16 protein-coding genes are annotated in these 17,744 nt (G+C 65.7%); 7 read left to right on the top strand and 9 right to left on the bottom strand.

Features of this window, described 5'->3' with window-relative positions:
- Positions 1 to 3: 3 nt before the first annotated feature.
- Positions 4 to 480 carry an MBL fold metallo-hydrolase gene (locus E3O46_RS18980; RefSeq protein ID WP_166791033.1) on the bottom strand — a complete coding sequence of 159 codons (477 nt, stop codon included), beginning with the start codon at positions 478 to 480 and terminating at the stop codon, positions 4 to 6.
- A complete protein-coding gene (locus tag E3O46_RS06560) occupies positions 477 to 1,910 on the bottom strand; it encodes an MFS transporter (protein ID WP_198413692.1) in 1,434 nt (477 codons plus the stop codon). Before E3O46_RS06560 ends, E3O46_RS18980 begins: the two co-directional genes overlap by 4 nt.
- 123 nt (positions 1,911 to 2,033) lie before the next feature.
- Between E3O46_RS06560 and E3O46_RS06555 the strand changes: the two genes are divergently transcribed.
- Together E3O46_RS06555 and E3O46_RS06550 are read left to right on the top strand one after the other, a co-directional pair.
- Positions 2,034 to 2,867: a helix-turn-helix transcriptional regulator gene (locus tag E3O46_RS06555; RefSeq protein WP_134561356.1), complete on the top strand. Its 834-nt coding sequence runs from the start codon at positions 2,034 to 2,036 to the stop codon at positions 2,865 to 2,867.
- Positions 2,868 to 3,099: 232 nt separating this feature from the next.
- Entirely contained in the window at positions 3,100 to 3,825 is a 726-nt protein-coding gene (locus E3O46_RS06550) for a DUF4386 domain-containing protein (protein WP_134561355.1), read from the top strand.
- A 115-nt stretch (positions 3,826 to 3,940) separates the two neighbouring features.
- Here E3O46_RS06550 and E3O46_RS06545 read toward each other — a convergent pair whose 3' ends face one another.
- From E3O46_RS06545 to E3O46_RS06535, 3 genes are all read right to left on the bottom strand, one after another.
- Positions 3,941 to 4,267 (bottom strand): ArsR/SmtB family transcription factor, encoded by a 327-nt coding sequence (locus E3O46_RS06545; protein WP_134561354.1) that lies wholly within the window; start codon positions 4,265 to 4,267, stop codon positions 3,941 to 3,943.
- Positions 4,264 to 4,737 (bottom strand): SRPBCC family protein, encoded by a 474-nt coding sequence (locus tag E3O46_RS06540; protein WP_134561353.1) that lies wholly within the window; start codon positions 4,735 to 4,737, stop codon positions 4,264 to 4,266. The genes E3O46_RS06545 and E3O46_RS06540 overlap by 4 nt, the downstream gene beginning before the upstream one ends.
- Positions 4,738 to 4,859: 122 nt before the next feature.
- A complete protein-coding gene (locus tag E3O46_RS06535) occupies positions 4,860 to 5,009 on the bottom strand; it encodes a hypothetical protein (RefSeq protein WP_420897718.1) in 150 nt (49 codons plus the stop codon).
- 326 nt (positions 5,010 to 5,335) lie between these two features.
- On the opposite strand from E3O46_RS06535, the gene E3O46_RS06530 reads away from it, so the two are divergent.
- The gene (locus E3O46_RS06530; protein WP_241985008.1) at positions 5,336 to 5,731 is read left to right on the top strand and encodes a DUF4177 domain-containing protein; all 396 of its coding nucleotides are present in this window, start codon (positions 5,336 to 5,338) and stop codon (positions 5,729 to 5,731) included.
- A gap of 109 nt (positions 5,732 to 5,840) precedes the next feature.
- Here the strand turns inward: E3O46_RS06530 and pdxY are convergent, their stop codons facing one another.
- Positions 5,841 to 6,692 (bottom strand): pyridoxal kinase PdxY, encoded by an 852-nt coding sequence (gene pdxY, locus E3O46_RS06525; RefSeq protein WP_134561352.1) that lies wholly within the window; start codon positions 6,690 to 6,692, stop codon positions 5,841 to 5,843.
- 85 nt (positions 6,693 to 6,777) lie between these two features.
- Positions 6,778 to 8,262, bottom strand: coding sequence for an MFS transporter (locus E3O46_RS06520; protein ID WP_134561351.1), 1,485 nt, complete (start codon positions 8,260 to 8,262; stop codon positions 6,778 to 6,780).
- A 139-nt stretch (positions 8,263 to 8,401) separates the two neighbouring features.
- Here E3O46_RS06520 and E3O46_RS06515 point away from each other — a divergent pair, with 139 nt between their 5' ends.
- Complete coding sequence (locus tag E3O46_RS06515; RefSeq protein ID WP_198413691.1) at positions 8,402 to 9,139, top strand: LysR family transcriptional regulator; 738 nt, start codon at positions 8,402 to 8,404, stop codon at positions 9,137 to 9,139.
- 184 nt (positions 9,140 to 9,323) lie between these two features.
- Here E3O46_RS06515 and E3O46_RS06510 read toward each other — a convergent pair whose 3' ends face one another.
- Both E3O46_RS06510 and E3O46_RS06500 read right to left on the bottom strand, forming a co-directional pair.
- Positions 9,324 to 9,926 (bottom strand): helix-turn-helix domain-containing protein, encoded by a 603-nt coding sequence (locus E3O46_RS06510; protein ID WP_134561350.1) that lies wholly within the window; start codon positions 9,924 to 9,926, stop codon positions 9,324 to 9,326.
- A gap of 276 nt (positions 9,927 to 10,202) precedes the next feature.
- On the bottom strand, positions 10,203 to 12,551 hold the full coding sequence (locus E3O46_RS06500) for a putative bifunctional diguanylate cyclase/phosphodiesterase (RefSeq protein ID WP_134561348.1): 2,349 nt from the start codon (positions 12,549 to 12,551) through the stop codon (positions 10,203 to 10,205).
- A 367-nt stretch (positions 12,552 to 12,918) separates the two neighbouring features.
- Here E3O46_RS06500 and E3O46_RS06495 point away from each other — a divergent pair, with 367 nt between their 5' ends.
- The 3 genes from E3O46_RS06495 (at position 12,919) to E3O46_RS06485 (ending at position 17,677) form a co-directional block, all read left to right on the top strand.
- Positions 12,919 to 13,530: an MBL fold metallo-hydrolase gene (locus E3O46_RS06495; RefSeq protein WP_134558546.1), complete on the top strand. Its 612-nt coding sequence runs from the start codon at positions 12,919 to 12,921 to the stop codon at positions 13,528 to 13,530.
- 338 nt (positions 13,531 to 13,868) lie between these two features.
- Positions 13,869 to 15,020: a hypothetical protein gene (locus E3O46_RS06490; protein ID WP_134561347.1), complete on the top strand. Its 1,152-nt coding sequence runs from the start codon at positions 13,869 to 13,871 to the stop codon at positions 15,018 to 15,020.
- Positions 15,017 to 17,677 carry a multicopper oxidase domain-containing protein gene (locus tag E3O46_RS06485; RefSeq protein WP_134561346.1) on the top strand — a complete coding sequence of 887 codons (2,661 nt, stop codon included), beginning with the start codon at positions 15,017 to 15,019 and terminating at the stop codon, positions 17,675 to 17,677. Before E3O46_RS06490 ends, E3O46_RS06485 begins: the two co-directional genes overlap by 4 nt.
- Positions 17,678 to 17,744: the final 67 nt, after the last annotated feature.

Below are 17,744 nucleotides of genomic sequence, written 5' to 3'. Positions count from 1 at the left end.
CGACTATTTCATTCCCCGGTTCGTGCAGAGGCTGCTCAGTGTCGTGTCACGGGCGACCGCGGCTTGGTTGACGAACCACTCATGGATCCAAGGATCGCGATCGTCTCGATGCAGGACCGAGTTGTCAGTCTCGGGCATGTCCGGATGGATCACCGCGTGCGTTCCTCCGACGACGTCCACCTGGAATCCATCGATATCGACACTGTCCCCGGGTGCGACGAACGTAACCCGGCCGTCGTTGTTGTGGACCTGCGCCACGACGTCTGCCGGCGCCCAGATCCGGAGCTCTCGCTGGGACTCGAGTGCCGCAGAGAGCAGGTCGACGTCGAAGTGGTCGGGGTGGTCGTGTGTGACCAGGACGGCGGACGTCCCGCCGACCACCCGAGGCGCAGCAGGTGTGAACGTGCCGGGGTCGATGAGGAGAAAGGTGCGTTCTGTTTGCGGGAGAACCGTGGGATGGGGGTGCTTGTGGAGGATCACGAGAGGGTTGTCGCCTGTTCTGCTTCGGAGTGAGCGTCGCGCTGTGCGTCGAGCGGTGACCCTGGCGCACGGCGGATGCTGACTCGTCGGAGGACGATGGCGACCACCGCGATGAATGCGGCGACGATGAGGGCGTCGATGCCGATTCCGATGCGTAGGGCGAGGAGGCTGGAGAGGCCGCCGGCAGCGGTCGCGATCGCCGACACGATCGGGGTGCCGAGGGTCATGCCGACCTGCTGTGTCATTGTGACCAAGCCGGTCGCGAGGCCCTGTTGTCCCGGTTCGACACCGGACGTCGCGGCAACCAGGAATGTGACGACGGCGACCATATGACCGATCGCGGCTATGAAGCCGACCACGGAGTAGAGGGCGATCGATCCGGGGTGGTCGTTCACGGCGATGAGTGCGGCGGTTGCCAGCGCCTGGGTTCCGAGGCCAAGGAGCATCGCGCCGCGGATACCCAGCCGTCCGACGACGCGGGGTCCAATGACGCCGCCGACGACAGCGCCGACGCCTGTCAAGCCGATGATCAGACCGGTGATGAGCGGGTCGAGTTCCAGCACGTGCTGGAAGTACATCGTGGACAGGAACACAAGGCCGGTCTCCATCGCGAGCGATGCGAAGCCGATGAGGTGACCGGCGAGGATATTCGGCCGTGTCAGGAGCTTCAGGGGCACCAGCGGGGCGCTGTGGCGTCGCTCGGTGCGGATGAAGAAGACGATCAGGACAATGCTGGCGGCGAGACAGATCAGGCCGTTCGGGTCCGTGACGCCGTGCTCACCGAACCGGGACATCGCGAAGACCAGGGTGATCAGCGCCGTGGTGATGAGCGCCGCACCGCGCACGTCAAGGCGGGCCTGATGCTCTCTGGTTGGTTCGCGGATGATGAGTAGCGCCAGTACAACGACTGCGGCGGCGATCGGGACGTTGACGAGGAACGCTGCCCGCCAGGACAGGTAGTTCGTCAAGATCCCGCCGAACACCGCGCCGGCAGTGAATCCCAGCGAGGCGAGGACGCTGCTCAGCCCGAGTGCCCGGCGTCGGAGCGGCCCCTCCGGGAAGATGGAGGTGACCAGCGCGAGCGCGGCGGGCATCGCGGCCGCTGTTGCCAAGCCCTGCAGCGCCCGCGCTACGAGCAGAACCGCGGGAGAGCCAGCGAAGCCGCCCACGAGCGATGCTCCAGCGAGGACTGCCATACCGATGACGAACATCCGGCGACGTCCGACCCAATCGCCCAGCCGCCCGAGCAACAATGTGAAGCCCGCCGCGCACAGCGCGAACGTCGTCGCGACCCACTGCACATCGGCGGACGCAAACCCCAATGCCGACCCGATTTCCGGAAGTGCGACGTTCAGAATCGAAAAGTCCACCGAGAGCAGGAACTGCGAGGAAAGGAGGATCAGGAGTGCGACGAGTTGGTGTCGGGTCATACGTGAGTGCATTTGCCATAGCCTGTCATTGCCGTTGATGACCAGCCAGCCCCCGGTGTGCGTACCACCAGCAGGGTCAGGCTGATCCTCCCGACCGGTCGCTGCACCGCGCATACTGGGATGATGTCAACAGAGTTCGGGGACTTCCTTCGCAGCCGCCGCGCCGCGCTGACTCCGGAAGCGGTTGGGGTGAATGCCTATGGGGCGCGGCGTGTTCCCGGATTGCGGCGAGAAGAGATCGCTCAGCTGGTCGGCGTGAGTGTCGCCTATTACACCCGGCTCGAGCAGGCAGCGGATGCAGAGCGAGCATCTGATCAGGTGATCGAAGCCCTCATTCGCGCCATGCGGCTCGACCCCGATGAAGCACTCCACCTCCGTCGCCTCGCGCGCCCCTCGTACGCGCGTGCGATCGGTGTCCCAGCCGAACGGCCGCGCCAGAGCATCTTGCGGCTCATCGCGGCCCTTCCCGGGCCTGCGATCGTCTTCGATCACGCCAACGATATCTACGCCTGGAACAGGCTCGGTCACCTACTACTTGCCCACGACCTTCCCTTTGACGCGACCGAGCGGGACGACATCCGTCCGAATTTCGCCCAGCGCTTCTTCCTCGGATGCGCTGGCCCCGAGCTGTTCGAGGATTCCGAGACCATGGCGCGTGAAGTCGTTGGGTTCCTCCGGTACTCGTCGAGCACCTGCCCCGACGACAAACGACTCAGCGGAGTCATCGGTGAGCTCGCACAACGCAGCGACGCGTTCGCCAGGATCTGGGCTGAGCACCCCGTGCACGACCTCAGCTATGGCCAACACCTTTTCGCCCACCCCTTGGTCGGTCGGCTCACCCTCGACTTCGACGTCCTCCGGCCAGCTGAATCCAACCTGCGCGTCCTCACCTACCAGGCACAGCCGGGCACCCCCGACGCCGACGCCTTACAACTCCTCGCCCAACTCCGCCAGTGACGGATGCGAGTGGGCACGTAGCATCGGTCGCGTGAGGTCCATATCATCCGTCACCGGGTCGTAGCTGTCATCGCTCAAAGGGGTTCGGACGGCCACTGGAGGGCGCTCCTATCCCCAGCGGGGACGCGGGACTACGCTGACGAAGCTCAGGATCTTGCGAATCCCGTCGAGACCATCGTGGTTGCCCGATCGACCTGCCTCGACCTGAAAACCGAAAAGTGGAGGAACGAACATGGCCACCGAACACGCAACCGTCCCGGCTCGCTCCCCATATCGAAGGACTTCGTTGATCGCGGGCATCCTTTATGTGCTCACCTTCGTCTCGATTCCGTCCCTCGTCCTGTACGGCCCGGTAAAGGGTGCGGACTATGTTCTTGGCCCCGGCCCGGACACCGGGGCCTTGCTCGGCGGTCTCTCGGAGATCATTGTCGCCCTCGCGGGTATCGGCACCGCCGTCGTTCTGTTCCCCGTGCTCAAGAAGCAGAACGAAGCGGCCGCACTGGGCCTGGTGGCCGCACGGATACTGGAGTCGAGCGCCATCTTGCTCGGCGTTGCCGTGATCCTGACGATCGTGGCATTACGGCAGGGCGGTACTGGAACAGACGTCGTGGTCGCCGGCCACACGCTCGCCTACCTGTACGATCGCATCTTCCTCTTGAGTCAGAGTTTCATGCCGGCCGTCTGTGACCTGTTGCTGGGGATCTTGCTGTTCCAGTCCCGCCTGGTGCCCCGGGCCCTGTCCCTGATCGGAATCGTCGGAGCCCCCGTACTCCTTGCAAGCTATCTCGCCGTATTCACCGGGCTCATGGGTCAACACGACGCATTGGCGGGAGCCTCAGCGCTCCTCGTTGCCGTATTCGAGTTCTCGCTCGGCATCTGGCTGATCGTCAGAGGGTTCAGCCCCCAGGCCATCGTGGCCCTGGAAAAGAGGAGCTTGTCCAGCGCTGCTGTTCGATAGTTCACCGGGGTCCTTCCCGTCGCCACTGTCTCGGATTCCGAGGCACGCGCACAGACGACGGCAGCGTCGGGAACAGATTCCGCGGGGATTTCGCCGGGTCTCGGGATCGAGTGCGTTACTCCGACTCCAGCCCCTCCGCGATCTGCTTGATCGTCGCCAGCCGGCGGTCCCACTGCGCCCCGATGAGGTCGAGCCGCCGAGCGGTCTCGGCGAGCTGGCTGCCCAGCACCCGGTACCGGACTTCGCGACCCACTCGCACTGGCTCGACCAGTCCGACGTCCTGCAGCACCGCCAGGTGCTTGGCGATCGCCTGGCGCGAGACGGGGAGGACCTCGGCGAGGGCGGACGCCGATGCGTCCGCCCCACCGAGGGCTGCCAGGATGCTCCAGCGCGTGTCATCGCCGAGGGCGGCGAAAACGGGAACGAGGGTGGACGCGGTCACTCGGAACCTTCGAGGTAGGCGACTAGCTCGTCCAGCTCGAAGTCCCAGCCGCCGCGGTTGCCGTCCATGCTCGCGGCGGGGTCACGGAGGGCGTCGAAACCGGATTCGACGACCGTGAGTTGCGTGCCGGCATCCACTGTTTCGAGGGTGAAGCGGAAGACGGTGGTCTCGCCCGACTCGAGAGTGGATGCGGCGGCGTTGCTGTTGCCCCAGCGGTAGGCGATCATGTGCGGCGGGTCGAGCTCCTCGATGCGGACCGGGAAGTCGCCGTGGTCGGACCAGCCGAAGACGCCGGTGGTGCCGACCGCGAGCGGTGACAGGGTCGCGTGCTCGGGAAACCAGCGGGCGATGTGCTGCGCCTCGGTAACGGCGGCCCAGACCTTCTCGATGGGGGCTGCGATGGTGATGGTTCGTGAGACGGTGAACTTGTCGGCATCGACAACGGACAACTCGTTGATCTTCGTGCTCATGGTGCATCCCTTCGATTGATTGGTCTTTCGGTTGATTGCTGCAACCCAAGAGTTGCACAAGCGAGGGAAAACTGCAACCAAAAAGTTGCAACCGGGCGTGGTTGTCAGGCCGTGCGCACACGTCAGAGCGCGGCTGCCTTGGCGCGCAGCACCGCGCTCTCGCGTTCGTTGCTCGCCAGGTCGGCGGCGGTGCTCAGTTCGGATCGGGCCTCGTCGGTGCGGCCGAGCCGGGCGAGCAGTTCGCCGCGCACGCTCGGCAGCAGGTGGGGCATGGCGCAATCCGTGGACGATCTCGACGAACTCCAGGTCGCGGCATGGATGACCAATGAAACGTCCGTGCCGGGTGTCGGCGGCAAGAAGTATTGAACCTGAGGGTCGCCGCCGCGGCAAGCCTTTCCGTGCGGAGGTGACTGCACAAGTCCGCTCCCCGTTGTGGGGCGTCCGGTGTGGCTTAGGTGCTGGGTGGAAGCGGCATAGTTAGGTAACGGTCGATTCAGTTCGACGGTCTTGGGAGACACTCCTGATAGAGGTTCCAATATCGGGGTAAACGAACCCGACCGTCTCACCACGATCGTCCAGCTCCGACTGAAACGAGGCAATGGTGGGGAACGCAGCAGCAGGTTGGTACGACGACGGTTCGGGTCGCCAGCGACGGTGGGATGGCAACCAGTGGACGGATGTCTGGCAAGACGAGGCGCCGGTGAACAGTCCCGCCGCTCTGATCGACCACATCAAGTCGGAGTCCGTTGCGGGAGGTAGAGCGCGGCCGGCGCAAAATGGGCAGAGCTACGTCGTGTTGCAGGTGGTGCTCAAGGAGAAGCTATTCGGTACCGGATCCGGCAACCTCACCGAGCTGGAAAAGTCCATCAACGCGCAAGCCGCTCTCGGCTATCGACTGCACACCATCACGACGTCAGCCTCAGGCAGTAAGGGTCTCGGGGGCGGCGACCGCATCCAGGCCACGCTGGTCTTTGAGCGACTGGGGATCAACTGACGACTCCCAGACGCGGTGGGTGTGACGCAGCAGAGGTGACGCGTTGTCCGCTCTGTACGTCGGCGTATTCGCCGGCCGTCGTGTTGGCCGCTTTCGGGGCCTCCAGCGGTTATCGCACTCGCTGGGCCGTGAACTGCATGCGCGGGTGCGCATAGGATTCTTGCGCCTGAACGAGCTGCAGTTCTCGCTCACCTGACTGGTAGGTCAGCTCGAGGAGATCGAACACGCTGGACACGGTGCGTTCCAGCGCGACCGCAGCGTCACCTGTCGCGCGGTAGTGCGCCGAGAAGAGCGCCGCGGTGACGTCGCCCGATCCGTTGGCTTTGAAAGGGAGATGGGGCGTCTGCACGATCCACGCGCCCGCAGCATCCACGGCGAGCATCTCGATGGTGCCGGGTTCGCGGTCGGGGCGTTCCACGCTGGTCACGAGCACGGTGCCCGGTCCCATCGCCCGGGCGATGTCGACGGATGCGAGTGTAGAGTCCAGCGTCGAGGGCTCGGTTCCGGTGAGGAATCCCAACTCGAACTGGTTCGGAGTGATGATGTCGGCCACGGGGACGACGCGATCCCGAAGCAGGTGGGGGATCTCGGGCGCAACGAAGCACCCGGACTTCGCGTTACCCATCACGGGGTCACACGCGTAGATGGCCGACGGGTTCGCCGCCTTCACCCGCTGCACCGCATCCACGATGACGTCGCCGATCCCGGTGCCGCCCTGGTATCCCGAGAGCACGACGTCGATCTGGGGGAGCACACCACGTTCTTCGATACCGAGGATGACATCGTGCACATCCTCGGGTGCGATGAGGGATCCGCGCCACGCGCCATATCCCGTGTGATTGGAGAAGTTCACCGTGTTGACCGGCAGCACTTCGACCCCGATGCGCTGGAGGGGGAACACGGCTGCGGAGTTGCCAACGTGGCCATAAGCGACGGCTGACTGAATCGAGAGAATCTTCACGACACCAATCCTCCTCCCTTCGAGAAGCCAGGGCCGTCCGGGAGCTCGCTGGCCTGTGGCGCAATGGCAAGAACTACGCCATCCCCTACTCCTCTCCGGAGCCGCTGAGCCGGCCCGGTCCAACGGGGTCCCGATGCGATACTTTGGTCGACCGGTTGCTTCCGATTGCGATGCCAAGCGCGACCATGACGAGCGCCGCTGCCAGCGCGAAAGCTGCCCGAGTGCCGGTGGCGACGTCACCGGGATCTGCGGTGGTGATATCGACCGCCCCTGACGCGAAGGCGAAGATGGCGCCCATCACGGATGCACCGGTGAGAAGCCCCAAATTGCGCGACAGGTTGAGCATTCCGGAGATCACGCCGCGCTGTTCGGCGAGGATGCCGGTCATGACGGTGGTGTTATTGGCCGTCTGAAACAGTGCATAGCTGGCCGTGATGACCACGAGCGAGATGACATATCCCGCGATTCCGAGCGAGATCGGCACGAAAGACATCGAAATCGACCCGATGACCATGCCGATCAGTCCGACGACGACCACGCGCTGGGCTCCCAGACGATCGACCAGGCGGCCAGCTGGCACGCCGGTGAGCGCTGCGACGACGGGACCGGCCGACATCACGAGTCCGATCAGGGCGGGCTGGATGCCGAGGGCACGAGCGAGATGGAACGGACCGACCACCAGCGTCGTCATCATGACCGTCGAGACGAGAGCGCTCATTCCAAGGCCGGCGCTGAGTGCGGGGTCACGGAAATTCTTCAATCGAATCAGCGGTGACGATACTCGCGTCTCGGTAAGCACGAACAGTCCCAATCCCACCAGGGTCGCCAACAGCAGGGCCATGCTGAGGGATCCGAAGACGCCATGCTCGAGGGTCACAGCGAGCGAGTAGGCGCCGAGCGTCAGGGCGAGGAGCAACGTCCCCACATAATCGAAGCTGAGTCGACCGGCCTTTCGCGTCGGCCCGTCGGCAGGCAGGTAACGTCGAGCGAGCACAAAGGTCAGGAGGCCCAGCGGCGCCGTGACGAGGAAGATCGCCCGCCAGCCGAAGCCTGCGATCAGGAGGCCGCCGAGCGACGGCCCGAGGGCCGTCCCGATCGCGGACATGGTCCCGAGCAACCCCATGGCCCGTCCGATTCGTGGCGTGGGCACCGTCTCCGCAACGAACGCCATGCTGAGCGCCATCATGCTGGCCGCGCCGATGCCTTGAGCCGCGCGCGCAGCGATCAAAAACCACAGGGTCGGGGCAACGCCGGAGAGGAACGTGGCCGCCGTGAATAGAGCGGTTCCGACCAACAACAGGCGCCGGCGTCCGGCGATGTCGCCGAGGCGCCCGACACCAACAATCAGGGACGATATCGCGAGAAGGTAGGCCAGGACAATCCACTGGACTTGCTGGAAGGAGGCAGAGAATCCCTCCGCCATGCTCGGCAGGGCGACGTTGACGATGCTCGTGCTCAGCGCGGGCAGCAACATGGACAGCGAAAGAGTGAGGAGTGCCCCCCGGAACCCGGTCGTACTGCCCGTCGTCGCGGCTGTCGGTTTGTCTCGATTGACGTTCGTTGATGTCATGTATGAACCTTGCTTCCCTGCGGTCTCTGAACGGACATCCTCAGAGTAAAGCCGCCTTTGGCATGGCGGAAGGCGCATCATTGTTACACATGCAGTGCATCAGACGCCATAGTCCGAGGTATCGTGAGACACTGGTCCGGTGGTGAGACCCGACTTGAATCTTCTGGTTGCCCTGGACGTGCTGCTTCAGGAAGGCAACGTCACTCGCGCGGCCGAACGGCTGCGGCTCAGTCCCTCCGCGATGAGCCGGGCGCTTGCCCGGTTGCGTGAGACCACGGGTGACCCTCTGCTGGTCAGGGCCGGACGCGGTCTGGTGCGCACGCCGCACGCGCTTGAACTCGTCGACCGCGTCGGTCAGCTTGTTCACGATGCCGAGGCCTTGCTCAGCCCGGCCGACACCGTCGACCTCGGTGCCCTGTCCAGGACATTCACTTTGCGGACCAGCGATGGATTCGTCGAGAGCTTCGGACCCGATCTGATCAGCAGCGTCATCGAGCAGGCGCCAGGCGTGCGGCTTCGCTTCCTGCAGAAGACCAACAATGACTCCGCATCCCTGCGAGATGGCACCGTGGACCTCGAAATCGGCGTGGCAGACGAGAACCTCGGGGAGATCCGCTCCGAGCCGGTGTTCCGGGACCGTTTTGTGGGCGTCGTCCGGATGGAGCACCCCTTGACGCAAACCAAGATCACCCCCAAGAGATACGCGACCGGTGGTCATATCCGCGTGTCGCGACGCGGTCTCGAAAGAGGACTCATTGACCAGGCGCTCAAGCTCTATGGGCTGGAACGGGAGATCGCCGTGGTCGTCGGCGGCTTCGCGGCCGCGCTCGCTCTGGCCCGGGCTTCAGATCTGATCGCCACCGTGCCTGAACGATAGACAAGGAACCTGCGCACCGACCTGTGGACGTTCCCCCTTCCGATACCCACGCCAGAAATCACCGTCTCGATGCTCTGGCACCCGAGACTGGATGTCGACCCAGCGCACCGGTGGCTGCGCACCTGCGTGAGGCGCTTGTCCGGGGAAATCGACGGCGCGGTCTGAGCCGTCGCGGGTCGCGAAATCATGTGGACGTGGACGTGGACGTGGCCGTGGACCGGGCCCGAATGTGGATGCGCTCGCCCTGTTTTCCAAACACGCTCAGAAGTTCCACTGGTCCCCGACCCGAGGACCCGAACCAGTGGGGATTCCGCGTGTCAAATTCCGCGGCCTCGCCTTCTTCCATCACGATGTCATGCCCTCCCAGGATCAGCCGAACCTGGCCCGACAAAACGTAGATCCACTCGTGGCCGACGTGGGTTCGTGGTTTAGGGTCGCGATCCGTGACGGGGATCGTGATCTTGAAGGTTTGCGGCTCACCGGAATGCTGTGACAGCGGCGTAAAGGTCCGGCCATCAGAGCGTGTCGCGGCGCGAAGAACTCGAGGGTCTTCGACCTGAGGCGACGTCACAATCTCCTCGAAAGGCACTGCAAGCGCGGCCACGATGGGAAGGAGGAGTTCGAGGCTGGGCTTTCGTTGCCCGGATTCGAGCCGCGACAAGGTGCTCGTGGAAATTCCGGTCGCCTCAGCGAGTTCGGCGAGGGTGACGTTCTTCTTCTGGCGCGCCCGGCGCAATCGAGGCGCAATCTCACTGAGCTTGCAGGCGATTCGTGGCGTGACACTCATTTCCACATCAGATCAGGTCGTCCCTATTTCAGCAAGTTAATTCCCAGACCGCCCGTCAGGCGTGGCACTCTCTCTTCAGTCAGCACTAGCCCAACCCCACTGAAAAGGAATACAAAAATGTCACAGCTCAGTCATAACAACGCACCAGCAGGCCCGCCGTCCGTCCACGTCCGCGCCGTGATCACGTGGATTGCAATCTTCCCGCTCGTCACTCTCGGGTTCTTCGCTATCGCTCCGTTCGCGACCGATTGGAATCCAGTACTCCGCGCCTTCGTCCTATCCATTGTTGTCGTACCCGTTGCGGTCTATCTCGTAGTGCCGCAGTTGATGCGCGCCTACAAGTCCCTTGGGCGTCCGCGTCGCTGAGACGTCTCGGGCGCTGAGCCACAGGTCGAGCTCAGCGGCGGGGACGGGCCGGGACATGTAGTAGCCCTGGGCTTGATCGCAGCCGAGGCGGACGAGCTCGGTGTAAGCGGCCTTGGTCTCGACGCCTTCGGCAACCAGCCGCAGGCCGAGGCTGTGGGCCAGGCCAATCGTGGAGGCGACCAGTGCTGCAGCGCGGGCGTCGTCGACCATCGGGAAGACGAACGAGCGGTCCAGCTTGAGCTCGTCGAGGGGCAGATCGCGCAGGTAGGAGAGTGAGCTGTACCCGGTGCCGAAGTCGTCGATGGAGATCTGGATACCGCTGCTCCGCAGCCGGGTCAGGATGCTCCGGGCTCGGTCGCGGTCGGCCATCAGGAACTCCTCGGTGATCTCCAGCTGGAGGGCACCCGGCGGGAGGTTACGGGCCGTCAGCATTGCTGCGACCTCGTCGGGCAGGCTGGTGTCGATCAGCGTGCTGCCCGAGAGGTTGACTGCGACCGTGAGGGGTCGGCCTTCGGCGTGCCACACCGCCGCCTGGTCCAGGGCGACCTGAAGGACGACCCGGGTCAGGGTCCGCATTAATCCTGATTCTTCGACCAAGGCCAGGAACGCGTCGGGGTAGAGCAGACCGCGGGTGGGGTGATCCCAGCGCACCAGCGCCTCCACGTTGTGGACCTCGCCGGTGTCCAGGTCGATCTTGGGCTGGTAATGCACCACGAGCTGGTCGGTGGTCAGTGCGGTTCGCAGTTCCTCGACCGTCTTCAGCCGGGTGGTGGCGTCGGTGTCGTCGGCGGTGTTGTAGACGTGCTGGCCACGTCCCGATGTTTTGGCCTTGTACATGGCGATATCGGCCGTGCGTAACAAGGAGCTCAGGTCCAGACCGTGGTCGGGGAAGAGCGCGATACCGACGCTGACACTGGTGTGCAATGTGATGTCCTCCAGAGCGAATGGCTCGGCCAGCGCGGCGCGCAACTTGACCGTCACCTCAATGGCCTCGGCGTGGCCGGCATCCTCGAGGAGGACCGCGAACTCGTCGCCGCCCAGACGCGCCAGCAGGTCCCCGGGTCGTAGGTGCTCACGCAGGCGGGCGCCGACCTGGACCAGCAGCTGGTCTCCGGCGTGGTGGCCCAGGCTGTCGTTGACCTCTTTGAACTTATCCAGGTCGAGCATCAGCAGCGACTGGCGGCGACGCTCCGGGTCCACCAAGCGCGCGTGCCCCTCTACGTGGAGGGCCCGCCGGTTCGGGAGGCCTGTTAAGTCGTCCGTTGCAGAGGCAACGCGGCGCAGGTGCGCCATCCACGCGACCTGACGGAAGGCGACCTGGGTGCGAGCTGTCGCCGCGACCAACGTCGCCCCCGCAAGAGCGACCGAAAGCGTTGACAAGGGCACCCGGCTGCTCACCAAGAGCACCCCTAGCCCTGCGGCGGTGGCCACCACCGGCACCATCAGTGCCGCCCTGCCGGTCGCTGGGCTCGTCTCGGGTGCCGCGGCCGGATGAGTTCGCTCCATACCGTCGACCCACAATGCCAACAGGGCAAGTCCGATCGCCCAGGCCGCGGCTAGCGGCGTACCGCGCACATACGTGTTGGCGTTCACCTGCAGCGCGTAGAGCACGTCCGCCGCGGCAAAGACCAGCAGGCCCACGAACAGCAACACCCACCGTCTTCCCAGCCGCCTGCCCCCCAAGGCGCCGATCCCGCCGATAGCGGCCACGAGCAGCAGATCGAAGAGTGGGAAGGAGATCGCCGTCACGGTGGCCAACCACGATGAACTGGTCAGGGCCGAGTCCAGCACCGGGCTCAGCGGAATCGCCAGCACCGCGGCTGCGCCGAGCGACCCCACCACGCAGTCCAGCCAGACCGACGATGCCAGCGTCCGCACGTGGCGGCGCACCGCAACGATCAGAGCGGCCAGCATCAGCAGGTAGAACAGCGAATACAGGACGTCGCCAACCGACGGGAACGGAATCGAGCCGGTCGTGGCCTCTACCCAGGCTCTGTAACAGTCACCAGCAACGTAGGCGGTCATCGCGGTCGCGGCGAGCAGAACCTCCGGGCGCCGAAGTCCGACCCTTCCGACAGCCATCCAGCACACTGCGACGGGTAACAGGTCCGTCAGCCCTACCGAGACGACAAGGACCGGCTCGAACCAGACGTCACCTGCCGGGCCCCATCCGCCCCAATGCACAGCCAGCCCGACCACGCTGGCGGCCAGGACCAGGACCATCGCCCACACCAGTCCGGTATGAATTCGCGCGCGCATCAGCGCCTCACCGGAATAGGCAGACTTGAGGTAGTACTCCGGACCAGGTCGCGTTCGCGAGGACAGACGCTCGAACGATCAACCACAGTCCCCCCTAGAACTCCCACCAATCTATCGACCCATTGAGTGACATTCCCCTCAAGAGGTGTCGACCCGAGGTCACCGCCCCAAACTGGGGGAGTCGCGAAGGTCGAGGCCTCCGCGCCCCCAGTCCACAGACACACGCTCACCTTGGCGAATGGTCCACTCAACTGGTCAATAAATGGCCCTTCACGCTGGACCGTAGAGCTTCTAGGTTGGGTGCTGTGAACGTCGGAATCTGGGCTGAACGAACGACAACATCCGCTACTCGCGAAGGAGACGCGTCATGAACGCCCCCATCACAATCACGCCCATTCATGTCGGTGACTTGACCGCAGAGGGGTACCCAATGCCCGTCTACGTGCACCTCATCGAACATCCCGATGCGAGGGTGCTCGTCGACACCGGTTTCACAGAGATCCACCCCGCAGCGGCCGATCTCGACCCTCGCCCCCACTCTCTCAAGGCGCAGGCATTCGACCTCGAGAGCGTCGACATCGTCATCAACACACACCTTCACTTCGACCACTGTGGCGGCAACCACCTCTTCCCCGGCACGCCCATCTACGTCCAGCGCCAGGAACTTGACGATGCCCGCACCGAAGACGACTACACCATCCGAGAATGGGTGGACCCGCCCGGCGTGCACTATGTACCCGTCGATGGAGAATTCGACCTGCTTCCCGGGATTCGACTCCTCCCGGCGCCGGGCCACACCCGCGGCTCACAGATCGTTGTCGTCGATACCGGCGAGCGTCCGACAATCATCGCCGGAGACACCGCGGTGTGGTTCGGCGAGCTGGACAACCCCGAGACCGAAGGCCAGCGACTGATTCGCTCGCTGCATCCTGAACACGTCTGGATCACGCACGAGCACACGTCCTGGACCGCAGATTAGCGGGATCTCCGTGTGCGACCGCGTCATCGGTTTCGCCGTGTCGTTCGCCGGCCGCGAGTAGCAGCCAGCGCTCTGATGGCACGATCCTATTAAAAGGATGTTCGTCCTCTATAATGGCACTCTGGGGTCATTCGACCCGCCCGAAGGAGAAGCCGTGACCGTCGAACCGATCATCCTGTCATCGGACCGTCGCCGTGCCGAACCTGCCGACCATGAAGCATCGGCCGAAGCGCCCACGCGCGCCATCTGACCCCGACGCTATCCTGACCTGACCCACGCCGATGACTACGCCGAGCCCTCTTCGCCGAACCGGCAGCGCTACGCGGGGCACCGGCCCGATGGAGCGGCCTCCTGTCACCGCCCGGCTGGTCTTCCTGCTCCTCGGGGGCATCGCCCTGCTCGCCGGACTCAACGGCGCGCTGCTCCTGCTCGGCCTCTGGGCGCCCGTCGACAGCACCCGACTCACGGAGGTGCACGGCCCGCTGATGGTGTTCGGCTTCGTCGGCACCGTCGTGGTGCTCGAGCGGGCCGTGGCCGTCCGCCGCACGTGGGCCTATCTCTCGCCCGGCCTGCTCGGTGCCGGCGGCATCGCGCTCATCTCACCGCTGCCGGTGGTCGTGGGCCAGGCCGCCTTGGTCGCCGGCACCACCATGTTGCTGGCAATCTACAGCGAGATCTGGCGCAAGCAGGGCTCGGTCTCCACCGCCGTACAGGTGCTCGGCGCCCTGGCCGGGCTCATGGCCACGATCTTCTGGCTGCGCGGAATCGGCATCCCGCAGCTCGCACCGTTGCTCATTCTCTTCCTGGTGCTCACGATCGCCGGCGAACGCCTCGAACTGTCCCGCATCTCGCCCACCGTCAACCGGCGCGCCGAACAGTGGATGCTCGGCATCAGCCTCGCGCTCAGCTTCGGCTCGGTCGTCGCCCTGGTCTGGCCGATCGCCGGCTACCCCCTGCTCGGTACCGGGATGCTGGCGCTGGTGGCCTGGCTGTTCCGGCACGACATCGCCACCCGCATGGTGCGCTCGGTCGGGTTGCCCCGCTACATGGCCTGGTGCCTGCTGGCCGGCTATGGCTGGCTCGCCGTCGTGGGCGGCATCTGGTTGCTGCGGGGTCCGGTCTACTCCGGCCCCGGTTACGACGCCATGATGCACGCCGTGTTCCTGGGCTTCGTCATGTCGATGATCATGGCGCATGCTCCCACCATCCTGCCGGCCGTGCTGCGCCGGCCATTGCCGTATCGGCCGGTCATGTACCTGCCGGCGTCGCTGCTGCATGTGTCGCTTCTGGTGCGGGTACTCCTCGGCGACACCTATGGCCGGCCCGTGCTGGTGCAGTGGGGCGGAGTGTTCAACATCGTCGCGGTGCTGCTGTTCGTGGCGATTGCGGCAGTCTCGGTTCTGCGCGGAACCACTGTGCTGCCCGTGCGGACAACACCGCGCAGCACTGCGGCCCCGTCAGCACCGCCCCTGGGGAGGTCGCTGCTGTGAAAGACAAGCTCTGGCACATCGTCTCGGGCAGCCTGGTGCCCGCGTGGCTGGCTGCCGCGGTGATTCTCACCGTGGTGCACCGCCAACTGCCCTCGTCGGGCTGGCTGCTCGTGCACCTGCTGCTCCTCGGCGCGGTGAGCACGGCCATCCTGATCTGGAGCCAGCACTTCGCCGACACGCTGCTGCGCCGCAAGGCCCTCGGCCATCGTCTCTCGCTCGGGCTACGGTTGAGTGCGCACACCGTCGGCGCCATCGCGGTGATGACGGGCATTGTCATCGGCGGGTATCCGCTTGTGCTGGTCGGCGGCATCCTGGTGGGCCTGAACGCGTTGGCCCACGCCGCCGTCATCGTGGGTCAGACCCGTGGTGCGATGCCGGGCCGGTTCGCCCCGCTGGTGCGCCACTACGTGGCGAGCGCGGTGATGCTCGCCGCCGGCGTGACCCTGGGCATCCTGATGGCCCGGCTCGACGGGGGAGGCGAAGACTACGAACGCCTGTTCATCGGTCACCTCGCGTTCAACCTGCTCGGCTGGGTCGGCCTCACCGTGATCGGCACCGTCGCGCTGCTCTGGCCGACCGTCTTGCACACCCGAATCGCGGGTGCCACAGTGGCGGCCGGCAGCACCTTGTCGGTGCTGGTGGGTGGCCTGGTTCTCGTCGGGCTGGGCTGCCTTGCCGACCTGCGCCTCGTCGTTGCACTCGGTGTTCTGGTTTACCTGGTGGCCCTCGGCCGCGTGCTCTGGGAGGGTGTCGGTCACCTGCGCCGGGCGCCCGCCGTGACCTTCGCAGCCTGGAGCCTGGGCTCCGCGCAGATCTGGTTCGCGCTCTGCACCCTCGGGTTCGGCCTGCGGGTAGCGATCGCCCCCAGCTGGACGGTCGCGGCCGCCGGCGTGGAAACCCTGGTGCCGTACTTCGCAATCGGCTTCGCCGCCCAGATCCTGCTCGGCGCCCTCAGTCACCTCGTGCCCGTCGTGCTCGGTGGCGGCCCGGCCGCCCTGAAAGCCACCGCCGCCGAGCTCGATCGCGGCGGCTTGTTCCGGGTCGTGGTCGTCAACGGCGCCCTCCTCCTGTCGCTGCTGCCGGTCTCCAGCACCCTCACCGTGGCGTTGTCGATGCTGATCGTGGCGACCCTGGCCAGCTTCCTGGTGCTGTTCACCCGGGCCCTTCGCGCGAACCGGCGGGTGCGCGCCCTGCCGCTCGTGCGCGTGGCGCCGGGCGAACGGCCGGTGGCGGGCCCGCGACCGCGCAGCACCGGGCGGATGCTCGCGGCCGCGAGCGTGCTGCTCCTCACGGTGACCGTGGGCATCGTTGTCGACCCGGCCTCGGTGGAACTGTCGGCGGTGTCGACCCAGGCCGCGGGCTCCTCTGGAACCGCTGCCGCGACCGGTCACACCACCACGGTCGCCGTGGACATGGTGCACACCCGCTTTGTGCCCGACCGCATCGAGGTGCCGCTCGGCGACGCACTTAGGATCACCCTCACCAATAGCGACGACATGGCGCACAACCTGGTGCTGGAGTCCGGCCTTGTGTCGGGGTCACTTGACCCGGGCACCACCACGACCGTGGCCGTTGGCGTGATCGGCGCGAGCGTGGACGGCTGGTGCTCGATCGCCGGACACCGGCTGCTGGGCATGGAGATCAGCATCGTCGCGGTGGGCGACGCGGGCGCATCCGCCACCGGCGACAGCACCTCGATGGGCGGCATGGCGGGCATGTCCGCGGACGGCAGTCACACCGGCCAGGACGCGGCCGCGACCGGAACCTCTGCGGCCGCCGACATCGACCCCTCGGCCGTACCCGACGCGAATTTCGAGGCGCACGATGCCGTGCTGCCGCCCGCTCCAGACGCCACGGTGCATCGCCGTACCTTGGTCGTGCGCAATGTGGAAACCGAGGTGGCCCCCGGTGTCACCCAGATGCTCTGGACCTTCAACGGCACCGCGCCCGGCCCCACCCTGCGCGGCAGGGTGGGCGACGTGTTCGAAATCACCCTGGTGAACAAGGGCACGGTCGGGCACTCCATCGACTTCCACGCAGGCGCCGTCGCCCCCGACGCCGTGATGCGCACCATCCAGCCCGGTGAGAGCCTGGTCTACACGTTCACCGCCACCCGGTCGGGCATCTGGCTCTATCACTGCTCCACAATGCCCATGTCGGTGCACATCGCGAACGGCATGTTCGGTGCCGTGATCATCGACCCGCCCGGCCTGGCCGACGTGGACCGCGAGTACCTTCTGGTGCAGTCCGAGCTCTACCTCGGCGCGCAGGGCGGCGAGGTCGACGCCGTCAAGGTCACGGCGCAGACCCCCGACCTGATGGTCTTCAACGGCTACTCCAACCAGTACGCCGCCCGTCCGCTTCCGGCCCGTGTCGGCGAGACCGTGCGGGTCTGGGTGCTGGATGCCGGCCCGAACGTGGGCAGCGCCTTCCACATCGTCGGCGGCCAGTTCCATACCGTCTATAAGGAGGGCGACTACCCGCTCAAGGACGGCGGCAGCACCGGGACGGGTGGCTCGCAAGCGCTCGATCTGGCCTCCGCGCAGGGTGGATTCGTGGAGCTGTCCTTCTCCGAGGCTGGGCACTATCCGTTCGTGAGCCACGTCATGTCGGACGCCGAGAAGGGCGCGCGCGGCATCTTTGAGGTGTTGCCGTGAGTGAGTCGCCGAACACCGTGACGCAGGCTGCGGGAACGCGACCATGCTGACACGTGATCGGCACAAG

The sequence above is a fragment of the Cryobacterium glucosi genome (genome assembly GCF_004402235.1).
Taxonomy (GTDB): Bacteria; Actinomycetota; Actinomycetes; order Actinomycetales; family Microbacteriaceae; genus Cryobacterium; species Cryobacterium glucosi.
Note: the sequence above shows the minus strand (reverse complement) of the source record. Positions and strands in the feature narration are given on the sequence as shown.